The sequence below is a fragment of the Solibacillus sp. FSL W7-1324 genome, from assembly GCF_038008025.1.
GTDB lineage: Bacteria > Bacillota > Bacilli > Bacillales_A > Planococcaceae > Solibacillus.
In genome coordinates, this window is sequence record NZ_JBBOYH010000001.1 from 1238152 (window position 1) to 1254977 (window position 16826).

The following is a 16826-nucleotide window of genomic DNA, read 5'->3' on the forward strand; positions in this document are numbered from 1 at the left end:
TAAATATGAATAAGCGGTGAAAAAATGACAAATCAGCTTTTTACATCACTGAAAATTGCAGAAGGCTTCTTAAATTCAAAGTTTGAACCAGAGAAAAACTTTGATTTATGTATTAAAGAAATTACAATAAAAAACTTACCGACTTTAACGGTATATGTTAGTGGTCTCATCAATGGAGACAGTTTAACGGAAATATTGTCCGATTTACAGAGGGACAATGAGGAAGAAGAAATACTGGATGAAGAGGATTACTTTCACGCCCACTTCAACTTCTTCGGGGTCGATCTACCGAAATCGATAGATGAATTTTTGATTGGAGTATTAAGTGGGCGAGTAGGGTTTATTACAAAAAGCGGTTACTGCTATTTGACGGAGTTCCGTAATTACCCGGGACGTAATCCGGAAGAACCGGATAATGAAAAAGTTATCCGTGGCTCGAGAGATGGCTTTGCCGAAAATATTATTTTGAATACTGCGTTGGTTCGTCGCAGGATTCGAAGTGAAAAGCTGCGATTCCATATGCACCACGTAACGACCTATGGCCAGACAGATATCGTACTTTCGTATTTGGATGATCTGGTAAACGAACGTCATTTAGAATGGATCCGAGAACGGCTTCAGCAAATTGATCATGATGGATTAACGATGAGTGACAAATCGTTGGAGGAATGGCTGTTTAAGCAAAAATATCATCCGTTGCCGTTTGTCCGTTATACGGAGCGGCCTGATATTGTAGCTGCCCATATTTTAGAGGGGCATATTGCGATAATGGTCGATACATCGCCTTCTGTCATGCTTGTCCCTGTCACCATGTTCCATTTGCTGCAGCATGCGGAAGAATATCGGCAGGCGCCGCTGGTCGGGACAATGATGCGGTTCCTTCGTTTTGGAGCGGTTACTTTAAGCTTTCTTTTACTTCCTTTCTGGTATTTACTCGTAACACATCCGGAATTGCTCCCCGATAAGTTAGCATTTATCGGGATAAATGAGAAAGGTGAAATCCCCATATTCCTGCAAATATTGATTGCGGATATCGGGATTGAATATTTGCGGATTGCGGCAATTCATACACCGACACCATTATCGACCGCAATGGGATTGATCGCCGGTATCATCATCGGGCAAATTGCGATCGATGTTGGACTATTTTCAAGTGAGATTGTCCTCTATACTGCGATTACCGCAATTTTTACATTTGCGATTCCAAACTACGAATTGAGTATTTCGGTGAAAGTATTCCGTTTGGTTCTATTAGGTGCAACAGCGCTATTTGGAGTTAACGGATTCTTTATTGGAGCGTTCCTGATTTTCACTTATCTATGTTCATTAAAACCGATGAATGTGCCGTATTTATGGCCGCTTGTGCCGTTTTTCCCGAAGGCGTTCGCTCGTGTTGTGATTCGAACACCAATGTCGGAAGATTCGCCAAGACCATTTATCGTGAACGCAAAAAAGAGAAAACGTGTATAATCATGAATTGCATCACTTTGACACCTATGTTAAAGTTCTCATATAATATTTTGTGATTTTTGAGAATATTAACGAGGATTAGCTAAGTCAGGGGAGAATACGATGCATTTATATGGAACACAGCAAATTAATGAACTCGGTCATTTAACAATCGGCGGGGTAGATACAATTGAATTGGCAAACCAATACGGGACACCGTTATTCGTTTATGATACTGCGTTAATTCGTAAACGTTCACGCGGCTTTATCGATACTTTTGAACAATTAGGTGTAAAAGCGCAAGTTGCCTATGCATCCAAAGCATTCGCCTGTGTTGCGGCATATCAGTTAGCTGCGCAGGAAAACCTGTCGCTGGATGTTGTGTCAGGCGGAGAGCTTTTTACAGCGATTAAAGCTGGATTCCCGGCAGACCGCATTCATTTCCATGGCAATAATAAATCGGTTGCCGAACTTGAATTGGCGTTTGAAACAGGAATCGGTTGTATTGTAGTCGATAACTTTTACGAGATTTCGTTAATTAAAGAAATCGCACAGCAGAAAAATAAGCAAATGAAAATTTTATTACGTGTGACACCAGGTGTTGAAGCACATACACATGATTTTATTACAACAGGTCAAGCGGATTCCAAATTCGGCTTTGACTTAAATAATGGACAAGCTGATGAGGCATTTAAACAAGTAGTAAATGATGAACATATCGAACTATTAGGTTTACATTGCCACATCGGCTCTCAAATTTTTGAAACAGAAGGCTTTAGTTTGGCAGCGGGTAAAGTAATGCAAAAAATGGGTGCATGGAAAGAACAGCACGGTTTTGTTGCACAAGTACTGAATCTGGGCGGTGGCTTCGGAATCCGTTATACAGAAGAGGATAAACCTTTGGAGCCTCATGAGTATGTTGCGGATATGATTCGCACAGTACAGGATGAAAGTAAAAAGCTTAATTTAGCGATGCCTGAAATTTGGATTGAGCCAGGCCGTTCTTTAGTTGGGGATGCAGGTACATCACTGTACACGATCGGTTCTCAGAAAACTGTACCAAATGTACGTGAATATATTGCGGTCGATGGCGGGATGAGCGATAATATACGTCCGGCACTTTATGACGCGAAATATGAAGCGATTATTGCCAATAAAGCAAATGATCCAAAAACAAATACATACACTGTTGCAGGTAAGCTATGTGAATCAGGAGATAAGTTAATTATTGATGCGTCATTACAAAATGCACATACCGGTGATATTTTAGCGATGTTCTGTACAGGGGCATACGGTTATTCAATGGCATCAAACTATAACCGTGTTCCAAGACCGGCAGTAGTATTCGTTGAAAATGGAGAGCACCAATTAGCGATAAAACGAGAAAGCTATGAAGATTTAGTGGTAAATGATCTGCCATTAACATTGACAAAGGGTGAATAATCGTTGAAATTATCAAAGCAAGCTAAATGGGGTTTCGGTCTATTAATTGGAATTGTGATTTGGTCGCTCTTGTTCATTTACATTATTAGTCCGCTAATTTACAAATTTTCAAACTGAACGTTGGAAAATTGTGTTATTGCATTTCGGTCGATCTTTTGATAGGATGTGCAATGGTAGAATTGAGGGAATGTAAAATGTTAGTTCGATATAAAAAAACACTTGAAAAAATTGCAATGGGATTAATTTCGTTAATGCCACAAGAAAAAGACATTAAACGCTTAATGGAAACCATTCAACAATATGAGCAAAAAGAAAATTGGACACTTTTCCTATGGAAAAACGGGGAAGAATATGTTGGGGCGATCGGGATTGCAGAAGAAGATGATGCTGTAGTCGTTCAGCATATTACAGTCATCCCGTCGTATCGCGGTGAAGGTGTCGCATTAGAAATGTTACAGGAGCTGCAGAATATGGGATATGAACATATTCAAGCGAATGAAGTTACAAATGCATTTGTCCAAAAATGTATACCTATATTAAAAGAAGTCGACTAATTTACTGTCGACTTCTTTTTTTTAATTCTCTTGCTTCCAGTATTTCTGACCGGTCCCGCAGCATATGTTTATTGAAAATAAAGTGTGATTCCATTGGAGGAACCGACTTTATTCTTTCTTGTGCCAGTTCTTGCAGCTGCCGGTCTGTAATAGGAAGCGGAAATTGTGAAAATGGTTCGTTTTCCTGTATTTTCCGAAGCTTGTTTTTCATCAGAATTAGCATTTGTCTCACATCAATATATTCGAAAAATTCACTTTCGTAGTTCAGCTCAAAATTAACAATCGCTTTTTCCAGAATGCGTGCAGCGCCAGTAACGTTTCCCCGCCGCCAATGGTACATACCTGTCGCAAGCTGGACATAGCCTACTAAAGGATGCAGCTTTTCTTTCGGTGCGATTTCCTTCCAATATTCTTCTAAAACTTCATGGCATTCAAAATAGTCATTATTGCCGTTAAAATAAGCGCAATAATCGATAAATAGTGGATGAAACAAAGGATGCATTGTTGTCCCCTTTCCTCTATACTAATTAGATAGGTTCTGCTATATTTTGTTGGATTATGACGAATAAAGTATCTAGCAAAACGTAAAATTAATCATAGCGTGAATTAGATGCTAATGATAATTTCCGATTAACGATAGGTGGTATTTTATGTCTTACGAAGTGAAACTAGACGCCTTTAGCGGGCCGCTAGATTTATTATTGCATTTAATTCATCGTTTGGAAATTGATATATATGATATTCCAATGGCGGAATTAACAGAACAGTATATTGATCATATCCATGCGATGCAAACATTGGAATTGAATGAAGCAAGCGAATATTTAGTCATGGCCGCAACATTACTGGCGATTAAAAGCCGTATGCTCATTCCGATTAATGAAAATGAAATCGATGCTGAAGAGCTCGAAATCGATGAGGTCGATCCCCGGGAAGAGCTTGTTGCACGGTTAATCGAATATAAAAAGTATAAAGAAGCGGCTGTCCAGCTTCAGGAATTGGAAACAGAACGTGGGCAAGTATTCACGAAAGCGCCGGCAGATTTATCGGAATTTATGCCGGAAGAACAATTGGCGCTTTTTGATCAAAATGTAAATGTTTACGACATGTTAAGTGCATTTCAAAAACTAATGCGTCGTAAACAATTGAAAAAACCATTGTCAACGCGCATTGCAAGACAGGAAATTTCAGTGAAGGAACAAATGCGTTCCGTTGTAAACATTTTAAAAAATGCAGGCGGAAGAGTGATGTTCTCGCAATTATTTGAAGCAGAGGATAAGCCAATGCTTGTATTGACGTTTTTAACATTACTGGAATTGATGAAGCGCCAAGTGATTTTTGTCGAACAGCAAAATAACTTCGATGATTTATCCGTATTATTGACAAAGGAGGAAATTGGCGATGAATTCGAACAACTTACTGAGCCGAATTGAGGCACTATTATTCGTAGCAGGTGATGAAGGTATGACCGTTAAACAACTTGCACAATATATAGAAGTAGAACCAATGGATATTGAAGCGGGATTAAGCGAACTGCTGTCTCATTACAATGAGGAGGAAATGCGGGGGATTACATTAAAACAGATTGCCGGTACATATCAGTTAACGACAAAACCGGAAGTGACCGACACACTGAAAAAATTAATCGAAAACCCGACAAATCAAGTATTAACCACAGCTTCATTAGAGGTTCTGGCAATTATAGCGTATAAGCAGCCGATCACGCGCGCGGAAGTGGAAGATCTGCGAGGGGTGAAAAGCGAACGCCCGATTGCGACACTCGTTTCAAGGGCACTTGTACAGGAAGTTGGCAGGGCGGAAGGAACAGGACGGGCAATCTTATATGGGACGACTAAAGAGTTCCTGAATTATTTTGGCTTAAAAAATATTAAAGAATTGCCGCCGTTACCGGAAGAAGTGGATCAGGAAGATGATCAGCCGACAGATTTATTTTTAACGAAGTTCCAGGAAACATTTAACCAAAATTAAAGGAGTGGCCTGTTGAAAAAGTGGTTTGTTTCTATTGTTGTATTGTTCGTGTTTTTGAGTGGTGCGTCACAAATCCAGGCAGCGTCGTACAATAGCTATGTTGTGATTGATGCGGAAAATGGACGGACGTTAATGGGTGTGAATGAACATGCACGCCTGCCGATCGCCAGCCTGACAAAAATCTGGACGGCCCTGGTCGTTTTGGAAAACAGTGAGCTTACCGATGAAGTTGTCGTTTCAAAGGAAGCCTCGCTTGTGGAAGGTTCATCCATTTATTTAATGGAAAACGAGACGTATACGATTGATTACTTGCTTCATGGTTTAATGATGCAATCGGGAAATGATGCTGCTACTGCGCTTGCGGAACATGTTGGCGGATCTTTAGAAGGCTTTGTTCAGCTTATGAATGAGAAGGCCGAGCTTTATCAGTTGAATGAAACAACCTTTACAAATCCTACAGGGCTGCACAATGAAGCCCATCTGTCCTCTGCCTATGACACGGCGAAAATGCTGCAAATTGCAATGATGAATCCCCAGTTCAGAAAAATTGCTTCTACACAAAACTTTTCGGATGGCAGACAGTGGAGAAATAAGCACCGACTGATGCATGAGAAGATAGGAGCCATCGCTGGGAAAACAGGCTATACAAAAGTTGCAGGTCGAACATTGGCAACATACTTTGAGCGGGAACAAAAATCATTTGTTGTCGTTACTATTAATGAAGGAAATGACTGGAATATCCACCGGAACTTGGCGGATTTCATCGACAACAATTTTGAAAAGCAAACGATTGTGAAAAAAGGTAAATACAATGCGAACGGACTGGCCATCGAATTGGATGAACCGTTCCAAATGCTGCTTCATAAGAAAGAACGACCGAACTTTGAACATATTGTTAAAGTTTCACGACTAAAAGGCTCGGATCGAGGGGTTTGGCTTTTATATGCAGATGAAGCGCTCGTATCCTCAAAGCTTGTAACAGTAAAATAATCTAAAAGTGAATATCTTTCACTACTGGATTGAAGTTAAGTGCCAGGATGTCATGGATTCGAAAAGGAGTTCCAAACAAGGTAGTCAGCTTAAAAACATCGCTTCATGCGACAACAGCTGACTGACCTACATCCTGTGGACCTCAAAGCCGTATCCGGACGCAATTATGCAAGGCGCAATTGATTAAGTGCTAAAAGTATGACATAATTTTTAATCGTTAAGGATTTATTTTCGCTCGTATTTGTGGATTACAGCAATAATATTTAAAATTAACAGAGCAGTAAACGAAAAGTGCAAAGGCGAATGCTGATGAAGTATGCGTCTTCGCAGTTTATCAATCAATGAGGTGAACTTATGGAAAGATTACAAAAAGTGATTGCCTATGCAGGCGTTGCATCACGACGTAAAGCAGAGCAATTAATCGTAGAAGGTAAAGTAAAGGTAAACGGAGTCGTAGTGAAAGAGCTTGGTACAAAAGTATCCAACTCGGATACGATTGAAGTAGAAGGCGTAAAACTGGAAAAAGAAGATAAAGTCTATTTCCTATTATATAAACCACGTGCCTATATTTCGGCAGTTACGGATGATAAAGGTCGGAAAACAGTAACGGATATTTTTAAAAAGCATGTACATCAGCGTATTTTCCCGGTAGGGCGTTTAGATTATGATACGACTGGTTTATTGCTATTAACAAATGACGGTGAGTTTTCGAACTTGATGACACATCCGAAATTCAAAATCGACAAAACATATATTGCGCGTGTAAAAGGAATTCCGACTAAACAAGGTTTAATGAAACTACAAAGCGGCATTAAGCTGGAAGACGGAAAAACGGCTCCGGCAAAAGTAAGTATGACAAGTTTTGATGAGAAAGCTGGGAAAGCTATTTGTGAGATTACCATTCATGAAGGGCGAAACCGCCAAGTCCGCCGTATGTTTGAAGCAATCGGTACACCTGTTGTGAAATTAAAGCGCGAGCGCTTTGCATTTTTAGATTTAACAGGACTTAGCCCGGGCGAATACCGTCAGCTGACAAAACATGAAGTAAAACTATTACGTGTATTAGCTGAAACAGGAAAAATTGATTATAACAATTAACAGTTTAAGAGATTCATCAATCATTCTTAAAGAAAAGAATTTAAATTTTGTAATAATTTGCTATAATAGGCAACAGTAGTTGCTGAAGTGGAAGGGGGTTTTTTATTTGGAAAAAAAGAAACAACGTTCTGTGACTCGAGGCATCATTTTAACCATTTTAGCAATCGCAATCGGCTATACAGTTTACGCTGCCGTAACGAAAGATAAAATTAATATTGTACAAGCCGGGGCACAGGCGCCTGATTTTGAAGTAGTGGATTTGCATGGAGAAAAGCATAGATTGAAAGATTACGAGGGAAAGGGTGTTGTCCTGAATTTCTGGGGTACATGGTGTGAGCCATGTGAACGTGAATTCCCTGCTATGACTCGTCAGTATGCGGAATTTAAACACCAGGATGTTCAGATTATTGCCGTTAACTTTGCCCAGTCTGAATTTGAAGTCAAAAAATATGTGGCAAATATGGGGATGACGTTCCCGGTTGCAATCGATAAAACGAAGAGTGTTTTCACTGCCTATAATATTGGACCCCTGCCTACATCAATTTTCATTGAACCCGACGGTACAATAGACCGTATTATTACTGGAGAAATGACCGAAGGAGAAATTGTGCAATATATGGAGTCAATAAAGCCGGAATAGGAGTTTTACGCAATGAATAAACTACTTTGTGAATGCGGGCATGAAAATCCTGAAGGTACAACGCTCTGCCAAAAATGCGGTTCTCCATTATCCGCAGAGGAAAAAAGCAAAAAAATTGCAGATATGCGGTACGAAGGGTCAGCCATACGTTCAAAAACTTATAATAAGTCAATTATCGACAAGATTTGGAATTTTTTCTCGAGTGTAAAAGTCGGAATTACGCTCATTATTATCAATTTAATAGCAGCATCAATTGGTACAATACTGCCTCAGGAGTTCTACATAAGCGTAGCGACAGACGCGGAGAAGGAAAAGTACTATTCAGATGTTTATGGATGGTTCGGTGAAATATACTACGCGTTAGGTTTATCGGATCTTTATTCGTCCTTATGGTTCCAATTACTTGTATTAATGTTAGGCGTGTCCATTATTATTGCAAGTATTGACAGAGGTATCCCATTACATAAATCATTAAAAAATCAACGGGTTAAACGACATACAAACTTTATGAAGCGTCAGCGAATTATTGGTGAGGGAAAACCAACAGAAACGCGTGAGCAAACGCTTCAGCTCGTTGAACAGTCTTTAAAAAATTTAAAATATAATGTGCGTCGCGAAGATAGTTCCATTTTAGCCGAACGCGGGCGTTTTTCCCGCTATGGTGCATACATTAACCATGTCGGATTGATCGTTTTTCTAATCGGGGTCATGCTGCATTTAGTGCCAGGCATGTACGTGGATGAATCGATGTGGCTTCGCGAAGGCGAGACACGTGCCGTACCGGGTATGGACGGGTATTTCCTGAAGAATGACAAATTTATTCTGGAAACTTACGACAATGTTCCCCAAGGCGAGCAAATCAAACAAGGGGTCAATGTAGTCGCGAAGAATTTCCAGACGGACGTGACATTGTACAAACAAAAAGAAAACAGTGTCCCGGGACAGGCGGAAAACCTGGAAGAAGTAAAGCAATACGGAATTCAGGTAAACCATCCGCTAAAGCATGAGGGCTATGCATTTTATCAGATGGATTTCCGGTTGAATGAAATTAAAACAATGGTATTTGATTTAACGAATAAGGAAACAGAACAATCGCTTGGTCAAATCAGCATTGATCTAACAAACCCTCAGGAAGTGTATACACTTGATAATGGTGCACAAGTTCAATTAATGGGATTTTATCCGGACTTTTCAGGATTTAAAGAAGGGGTACCGCAAACTGCGACCCAGACACCGAATAATCCTGCATTTATTTTTAAAATGATTACCCCTGAAACACCGGAAGGAGAGACAAGCTTTGTTGCAATCCAGCAAACACTGGAGCCTGAAGGTGACAATATTTATAAAATGAAGTTTTCGAATGTGGAAACACGCCATATGTCGGGTTTAACGATCCGTTATGATCGGACAATCCCTATTTTAATCGTTGGGGGCATCATCTTTATGATCGGTGTGGCAATCGGTTCGTATTGGAACCATCGCCGTATATGGGTGGAACAGCTGGCAGATGGAACAATACGCTTGGCAGCACATACGAATAAAAACTGGTTTAGTATGAAAAAGGATTTAGATGCATTAACGAAGCATGCTCATTTACCGCAATACGTTGATCAACAGGAAATAGAAAACAATGAACATGTTGAAACAGAAAAGGATGGTAAAACCTTATGAGTTTAATCGATTTAAGCGGTTATTTACTGTACGCTGCATTCATTTCTTACTTGGTTGGTACATTTTTATTTGCAGGCGCAATTAAAGTGAAAAATGATACGGCAGCAGCACGAGCAGATAAATACGGTAAAATTGCTCTTGTTGTTACAATTATCGGGTTTGTTGCACAGTTAGGTTATTTCATTACACGCTGGATGTATACAGGACATGCACCGGTTAGTAATATGTTCGAATTTACAACGGCATTCGGTATGTTCATCGTATTATCGTTTATCGTCATTTACATTACGTATAAAGTTGCGGCATTAGGTGTTGTTGCATTGCCAATTGCGTTATTGATCATTGCCTATGCCTCAATGTTCCCGACAGAGGTAAGTCCTTTAGTACCATCGCTGCAAAGTCATTGGCTGACAATCCATGTTACAACTGCAGCATTAGGTCAATCGATTTTTGGGATCAGTGCGGTAGCCGGACTTATTTACTTACTGAGAAATGTGAATATGAATGAACGCTCAAAAGAAAGTTTCTGGCTGGAAACAGTCATGTTCTGCTGTGTATTGGTTGTAGGGTTCGTTGTGGCAACGGTTACATTCAATGCGATGGATTATGAAGCAAAGTATGAATATGTTGATACATTGGATCAAGTGAGTACTTCAACGTATTTGATGCCGGCTGTTTTCGGTATGAATGAATATGTGGAACTGTCTGAAGACCGTATGACACCACTATTTGAGCTGCCTGCATTGATCGATGCACGGAAACTAACAACTGTTTTCTGGTCTGTACTATTTGGTACTATCATTTATCTACTTATTCGACTGATTACAAGAAGAAAGATAGCGACAATGTTTCAGCCATTAGTTAAACGGGTCAACTCGACACTGATGGACGAAATTGCCTACCGCTCGATCTTGATTGCATTTCCGGTATTTACATTAGGCGCGCTGATTTTTGCGATGATCTGGGCACAGGAGGCATGGGGCCGATTTTGGGGCTGGGATCCGAAAGAAGTATGGGCTCTTATTACATGGCTGTTTTATGCAGCATTTTTACACCTTCGTCTGTCAAAAGGCTGGGAAGGTAGGAAGAGTGCCTGGCTTACGGTAATTGGTTTCCTTATTATTTTATTCAATTTAGTCGTGGTTAACCTCGTAATCGCAGGATTACATTCATATGCATAATGCGACAAAAAATTAGCTTTTTACTTCAATTTTGATAGTTTCCAATTCTATGCAAAATAATTAATAAACTGTCATAAAGTTAGAAAAGTTCAATCAGAATGATTGGGCTTTTCTTTTCAATCGTTCACTAAAAAGGTACAATAGAGAAGAGAAATAGAGTTTTTGAAAGGGGCAACACCTGTGTCTGAAAATATTTCTGTATTGATTGTGGATGACGAGGATCGAATTCGTCGTTTGTTAAAAATGTATTTAGAGCGTGAGGGCTATACAGTAGAAGAAGCGGAAAATGGAGAACAAGCACTTTCGATGGCACTTGAAAAAGATTATCATTGTATTTTGTTGGATATAATGATGCCTGAAAAAGATGGTTTGGAAGTTTGTGCTGAACTGCGCGAAAAGAAAACAACGCCTATTATATTGTTGACGGCAAAAGGTGAAGAAGCAAACCGTGTACAAGGATTTGAGCTTGGTGCGGATGATTATATTGTGAAACCATTTAGTCCGCGAGAAGTCGTATTGCGTGTAAAAGCAATTTTACGACGTTCAGCAGTATTTTCACCTGTTACAAATGCTTCATCTTCTAAAGATTTAGTTGTGTTCCCGCATTTAACAATTGATCATGATGCGCATCGTGTAACAGCAGATGGAACGGAAGTAAATTTAACACCGAAAGAATACGAATTATTATACTTTTTGGCGAAGTCACCCGATAAAGTATTCGACCGTGAGCAACTATTAAAAGAAGTTTGGCATTACGATTTCTTTGGTGATCTGCGCACAGTGGATACACATGTTAAACGCCTGCGTGAAAAGCTGAACCGTGTTTCTGAAAATGCAGCAAAAATGATTGTGACGGTTTGGGGAGTCGGCTATAAGTTCGAGGTCGTAAATGATTAGAATAGCAACAAGTATTGTCGGGAAGCTATGGGTAACCATTTTGCTTCTCGTTTCATTTGTCCTGTTTATTTTCACAATTTTCATGTTGGAGTTTCTTGAAAACTATCATAACGAGCAGTCCGAGGCTTCTTTAAGACAAACAGCCGCAGCTATAGCGAGTATTATCGATGAGGAAGAAATCGATGATAAGCAGTTTGCCATCATTTCGGAGCTATTGACGGAAACGACAAACGTACTTATCGCCAAAAATGCTGATGAAATATTGTATGCAAGACAAGAAGGCATCAATAAAGAAGAAATTCAGCAAAAAGTCATTAGCAGTGAAGCATTTGAAGAAGTGTATGCATCATCAGAGCCGATCGTAAAGGAACTGACGCTGCCTTCAAACCGGGAAGAAGAGAGCAGTACCGACTATATTGTGCTGGGTTTCCCGCTGAAAAGTGTAGAGGATCTTCATGGGGCAGTCTTTATTTATAAAAATCCAGATGCATTACACCAGACGAGCAATGAAACAACAAAAATTGTTGTTTTAGCAGCGGCTATTGCGTTTATATTGACGACAATTTTTGCATTTTTCCTTTCTTCTAAAATCACGCTTCCATTGCGTAAAATGAGAGAGCATGCATTTGAATTGGCAAAGGGCCGCTTCGATTCTAAAATTGAAACAAAGCAAAATGATGAAATTGGCCAGCTTGCTGTTGCGTTCAATCAGATGGGCCGTCAATTGAAGCATCATCTGGAAGTAATCAATCAGGAAAAGGAACAGTTATCAAGCATTTTAACATCGATGACCGATTCTGTTATTACATTTAACCGTGATAAAACAATTTTAGTGAGCAATCCTCCTGCAGAGCGACTCTTGCAAAAATGGTTCGTTGAAAATGGATTGGATAGCTCGAAGCCCATTCCGGATGAACTTTATCAAATGCTTGACCATGTGTTGAGTTTCGAAGATCAGCTGGATGAAGAGTTTGAAATGGGCAAATCTTATTACAGTATCACGATCAGTCCTCTTTACAGCAGAGATTCCATTCGTGGTGCTGTCGCTGTTATTCGTGATAAAACAGAAGAAACGAAATTGGAAAAGCTGAAATCAGATTTTATCGCCAATGTTTCACATGAGCTCCGGACACCAATTGCAATGCTTCAAGGCTATTCTGAAGCGATTATTGATGGAGTTGTGACAACAGAAGAAGAACGGACTGATATGATCAGGGTCATATACGATGAATCACAGCGTATGAGTCGCCTCGTAACAGATTTACTTGACCTGGCGCGGATGGAATCTGGGCATATGAGCTTGTATAAGGAAGACGTTCCATTAGTGGCGGTTATTGAACGCATGACTCATAAGTTTGACCAGACAGCGAAAGAAAAACATGTGCAGCTGCATATTGAAACGAACTTTTCGGACGAAACGCTTATTTCGATTGATGAGGACCGTATCGAGCAAGTGTTAACGAACTTGATTGACAATGCGATTCGCCATACACCTGCAGATGGATCCGTAACCGTTTCGATAGAAAATGAGCAAAACTACGCTAAAATTCAAATCAAGGATACGGGGCAGGGCATTCCGCAAGATGATTTACCGTATGTATTCGAACGATTTTATAAAGCGGATAAAGCACGTACACGTTCAAAAGGCGGAACAGGCTTAGGTTTGGCCATTACAAAAAACATTGTGGAAGCGCATAACGGCAGAATATTGGTTGATAGCGTGGAACAGCAAGGAACAACCTTTACATTTTACTTGCCATTACCTTGATAAAAATAGGGTAATGGAATTATGTTAGTCTTAAAAAGTTTATCATTTTGAATTGTTCAAAGTGATAAACTTTTCTTTTTAACTGACTAGATCGTTTGGAAGCGGATGATTAGTTGTAACTTTTTTGATTCGAAAACGACAAATTACGTGAATGGAGGTGGGATGGGTGCAGCAATCCATTTTCCATCGATTATACGATACGTATCATCAGGATGTTTTTAATTTCTTATTTTACTTAGTAAAAAACCGTTCCGCAGCTGAGGATCTTGCCCATGAAGTATACGTTCGTGTATTGAAATCATACGACCGTTTCGAAGGGAAAAGCTCGGAAAAGACTTGGCTGTTTTCTATAGCGAAAAATGTGGCGATCGACTATTTCAGAAAAAAGCAAGTTCGTGATAAGCATGCATTTACAGCGTTTGATTGGGAGACAGAGCAACTTGTAAGCCCGGTCCCTTCACCTGAACAATTTACCGAATTAAATGATCAGCTCCATCAATTACTGGTAGCGTTGGAGGAATGTTCAGGTGATCAGAAAATGGTTATTATCATGCGGTTCATTCAGGAACTTTCAATTCAGGAAACAGCGGAAATATTAGGGTGGACGACCGGAAAGGTTAAGACGACACAGCACCGTGCTTTAAAGAATTTGCGGCTGTTATTGGAAGCGCAAGAAGGAAGGGAGGCGAATCCATTATGAAAAAGGAGCATTGGGATGAAAAAGAGATTGAGCTTTTTCTGAAAAAAGCACCGAAAGTAACCGATCATCGTTCAAAAGATGAGGTATTCAATCGTTTAATGGATGAAGGAGCATTTAATGAAGATCCGCCTCAACTGCAGCCAAACAATCAAAAAGGTATTCGATGGGCACCATTGTTCGTTTCCATTGCATCCATATTTATTATTGTTTTGATCAGTGCGCAATTTATAGGTAATAATGAGTCGGTTTCTATGCAAAATGAAACATTCGATCTTGCCGATCCGGAAACCGAAGAGAATATGACAATGAGCGCAAAAGAAGATGCATCTACCCAAACTGAACGCTCAATGATTAATAGTTTCTCAACGGAAGCACAGCCAGAGCGGACTTTAGTTTATGAAAACGAGCTGGAGGGCAACACATTATTTACAATTGGTCTTGCAGGGGACGATGCGGAAAGTGTACCTGTAAGCATATTGATTCCAAATGAAGTTGTTGCTGAAAAAACGGGTAAAGAGAATCCGACGTTGCTGGAACTTTATAACACATTCAGTCCTCTGCTTGATGAACAGTCAATGGGCTTTAATGAATACCATCCGTATAAAGGGGAATTGCGTGAGGAAGGGGATAAGCTTGTCCATATGTTGCCGGAAGATCACCAATATGATGCGGGAACAGCGTCCTTATCGAATTATCTAGGGTCCCTTATTGATACTTTCAGTGATGCATATACGGAAGTGGAAATAGAAAATATGGCCGGAACACCAATTTACTTTGACCATATTGGTGATGTTAATGAGCCGTTTTTATTAAATGACGAGAATGCTCAATATAATTATTTTATGTATCAGATGCGGAATGGCGCGGTATATTTAAGTCCGAATTTCCGAATGAGCTTTACAGATGTGCAAGAAGCGATCAAAAATATGACGGTGGAAGCAAATGATATATACAGAACGGTCATCTTGCCTGGTGTTTATTTAAAAGTTGAAGAAGCAGATGCAATCGTTACGATCACATTCGAAGAACCTTTAAACCTGGAGAATTATGAACCTGCTCAAGCAATGCGAATGATTGAAGGATTAATCATGACAGCGGCAAGTTTTGATAAACAGGTAAAGTTTGAAAATATCGTACAGGAACAATGGGGCGGTTTTGACTTCTCAAAACCAGTAGAGAAGCCGGTTGCGGCAAACCGTATCCATTATGAATTTCAATAATTCAAATAATTTTACTAGGAATTGTAAGCAATGGGCTTTACAATTCCTTTTTTTTATATATAATAATAGTTATAGCAAGGTAATTGCTACATAATTTCATATTGATTCATCTTCGGGGCAGGGTGTAACTCCCGACCGGCGGTAATAAAAGTTGTAACCTCTGACCATTTACTTGGAGGAAGTTATGTCAAACTTTTCGAGCCCGCGAGCCACTTTTTGTGTGCAGGATTTGGTGCAATTCCAAAGCCGACAGTATAGTCTGGATGGGAGAAGGTGAAGGTACGGTCGTCATTTTTTGAAAATGCCGTGCTTTGCAGTATTTATTTCTAATTCCTTATTTGTTAACGGAATATTTTTCGTATACCAAAAAACAGGAATGGCTGCAGATGCACAGATGGACCCTTTATTTAAGTGTGCCTATTTCTCCCTTATGCTCTAGTTTAGCATAAGGGTTTTTTCATGAAATGATTTGATACGTCCTTTCTTCTTGCGAGATGGAATCAGCAAAGAGGAGAGATTTATATGCAAAAAAGAAGTTTAAAGTTACGATCATTCGTAACAATCGCAATGCTAAGTGGGGTTTCATTTGTACTAATGTTGTTAAACTTCCCACTACCATGGTTCCCGGTATTCTTACAAATTGATTTCAGTGATGTGCCAGCATTGATTGCGGCAATTACGATGGGACCTGTTGCAGGTATCCTAGTTGAACTTGTTAAAAATGTGCTTGACTGGATTTACACAGGGGCTCCTGAAGGAATTCCGGTAGGTCATATGGCAAACTTCGCTACAGGTGTATTATTCATTTTACCAGCTTACTATATTTATAAAAAATTCCCTTCTGCAAAAGGGTTAATGACAGGCTTAGTTGTTTCTACAGTTGTAATGTCACTTGGAATGGCGGCATTAAACTATGTGGCGTTCTTACCGCTGTACACGTACTTACTAGGCTTCGAATATAATATGTACGAAACGATCGTGTTAGGTATTTTACCGTTTAATATTGTTAAAGGGATTATGATGTTTGTAGTTGTGACGATGCTTTACCGTACAATGCGTGTATGGATTGAAAATCAGCGCAGACAATATTTAGCTTAATTAAATAATAAATTATGGAGCGATGTCGTAAAAGTGTTAACTTTATGACATCGCTCCTTTTATATTTACTATTACTATTGTCATTCTGTTATAGTGCTGATATGATATGGTACATTGTTAAGAAAATT

General features: G+C 39.6%; 16 protein-coding genes and 1 riboswitch. Of the genes, 15 read left to right on the plus strand and 1 reads right to left on the minus strand.

The window, feature by feature from the left end; translation table 11 throughout:
• Nucleotides 1–24: 24 nt before the first annotated feature.
• The 3 genes from MKY71_RS05920 to MKY71_RS05930 all read left to right on the plus strand — a co-directional run bounded on the left by MKY71_RS05920 (nt 25) and on the right by MKY71_RS05930 (nt 3446).
• Nucleotides 25–1470: a spore germination protein gene (locus MKY71_RS05920; RefSeq protein ID WP_340731875.1), complete on the plus strand. Its 1446-nt coding sequence runs from the start codon at nt 25–27 to the stop codon at nt 1468–1470.
• A gap of 102 nt (nt 1471–1572) precedes the next feature.
• Nucleotides 1573–2892 (plus strand): diaminopimelate decarboxylase, encoded by a 1320-nt coding sequence (lysA, locus tag MKY71_RS05925; protein WP_339175786.1) that lies wholly within the window; start codon nt 1573–1575, stop codon nt 2890–2892.
• A gap of 194 nt (nt 2893–3086) precedes the next feature.
• On the plus strand, nt 3087–3446 hold the full coding sequence (locus MKY71_RS05930) for a GNAT family N-acetyltransferase (protein ID WP_339175788.1): 360 nt from the start codon (nt 3087–3089) through the stop codon (nt 3444–3446).
• Nucleotide 3447: 1 nt separating this feature from the next.
• Here MKY71_RS05930 and MKY71_RS05935 read toward each other — a convergent pair whose 3' ends face one another.
• Nucleotides 3448–3948, minus strand: coding sequence for a DUF309 domain-containing protein (locus tag MKY71_RS05935; RefSeq protein ID WP_340731876.1), 501 nt, complete (start codon nt 3946–3948; stop codon nt 3448–3450).
• A 148-nt stretch (nt 3949–4096) separates the two neighbouring features.
• On the opposite strand from MKY71_RS05935, the gene MKY71_RS05940 reads away from it, so the two are divergent.
• From MKY71_RS05940 to MKY71_RS05995, 12 genes are all read left to right on the plus strand, one after another.
• Nucleotides 4097–4879, plus strand: coding sequence for a segregation/condensation protein A (locus MKY71_RS05940; protein WP_339175792.1), 783 nt, complete (start codon nt 4097–4099; stop codon nt 4877–4879).
• On the plus strand, nt 4848–5435 hold the full coding sequence (gene scpB, locus MKY71_RS05945) for an SMC-Scp complex subunit ScpB (protein ID WP_340731877.1): 588 nt from the start codon (nt 4848–4850) through the stop codon (nt 5433–5435). Before MKY71_RS05940 ends, scpB begins: the two co-directional genes overlap by 32 nt.
• Nucleotides 5436–5447: 12 nt before the next feature.
• Entirely contained in the window at nt 5448–6425 is a 978-nt protein-coding gene (locus MKY71_RS05950; protein ID WP_340731878.1) for a D-alanyl-D-alanine carboxypeptidase family protein, read from the plus strand.
• Nucleotides 6426–6779: 354 nt separating this feature from the next.
• On the plus strand, nt 6780–7523 hold the full coding sequence (locus tag MKY71_RS05955; RefSeq protein ID WP_339175795.1) for a pseudouridine synthase: 744 nt from the start codon (nt 6780–6782) through the stop codon (nt 7521–7523).
• Between the two features lie 106 nt (nt 7524–7629).
• Nucleotides 7630–8163, plus strand: a complete 534-nt coding sequence (gene resA / locus MKY71_RS05960) for a thiol-disulfide oxidoreductase ResA (RefSeq protein ID WP_339175797.1) — start codon at nt 7630–7632, stop codon at nt 8161–8163.
• Nucleotides 8164–8175: 12 nt separating this feature from the next.
• A complete protein-coding gene (locus MKY71_RS05965) occupies nt 8176–9834 on the plus strand; it encodes a cytochrome c biogenesis protein ResB (protein WP_340731879.1) in 1659 nt (552 codons plus the stop codon).
• The gene (gene ccsB, locus MKY71_RS05970) at nt 9831–11015 is read left to right on the plus strand and encodes a c-type cytochrome biogenesis protein CcsB (protein ID WP_340731880.1); all 1185 of its coding nucleotides are present in this window, start codon (nt 9831–9833) and stop codon (nt 11013–11015) included. The genes MKY71_RS05965 and ccsB overlap by 4 nt, the downstream gene beginning before the upstream one ends.
• A 180-nt stretch (nt 11016–11195) precedes the next feature.
• Nucleotides 11196–11912, plus strand: coding sequence for a response regulator transcription factor (locus MKY71_RS05975; protein WP_339175801.1), 717 nt, complete (start codon nt 11196–11198; stop codon nt 11910–11912).
• Nucleotides 11905–13680: an ATP-binding protein gene (locus tag MKY71_RS05980; RefSeq protein ID WP_340731881.1), complete on the plus strand. Its 1776-nt coding sequence runs from the start codon at nt 11905–11907 to the stop codon at nt 13678–13680. The genes MKY71_RS05975 and MKY71_RS05980 overlap by 8 nt, the downstream gene beginning before the upstream one ends.
• A 166-nt stretch (nt 13681–13846) precedes the next feature.
• The gene (locus MKY71_RS05985; protein ID WP_339175804.1) at nt 13847–14380 is read left to right on the plus strand and encodes an RNA polymerase sigma factor SigX; all 534 of its coding nucleotides are present in this window, start codon (nt 13847–13849) and stop codon (nt 14378–14380) included.
• Nucleotides 14377–15600, plus strand: coding sequence for a hypothetical protein (locus MKY71_RS05990; RefSeq protein ID WP_340731882.1), 1224 nt, complete (start codon nt 14377–14379; stop codon nt 15598–15600). Before MKY71_RS05985 ends, MKY71_RS05990 begins: the two co-directional genes overlap by 4 nt.
• 104 nt (nt 15601–15704) lie before the next feature.
• Nucleotides 15705–15879: riboswitch (FMN riboswitch) on the plus strand.
• 243 nt (nt 15880–16122) lie between these two features.
• Nucleotides 16123–16698, plus strand: a complete 576-nt coding sequence (locus tag MKY71_RS05995; protein WP_079525774.1) for an ECF transporter S component — start codon at nt 16123–16125, stop codon at nt 16696–16698.
• The last annotated feature ends 128 nt before the right edge of the window (nt 16699–16826 follow it).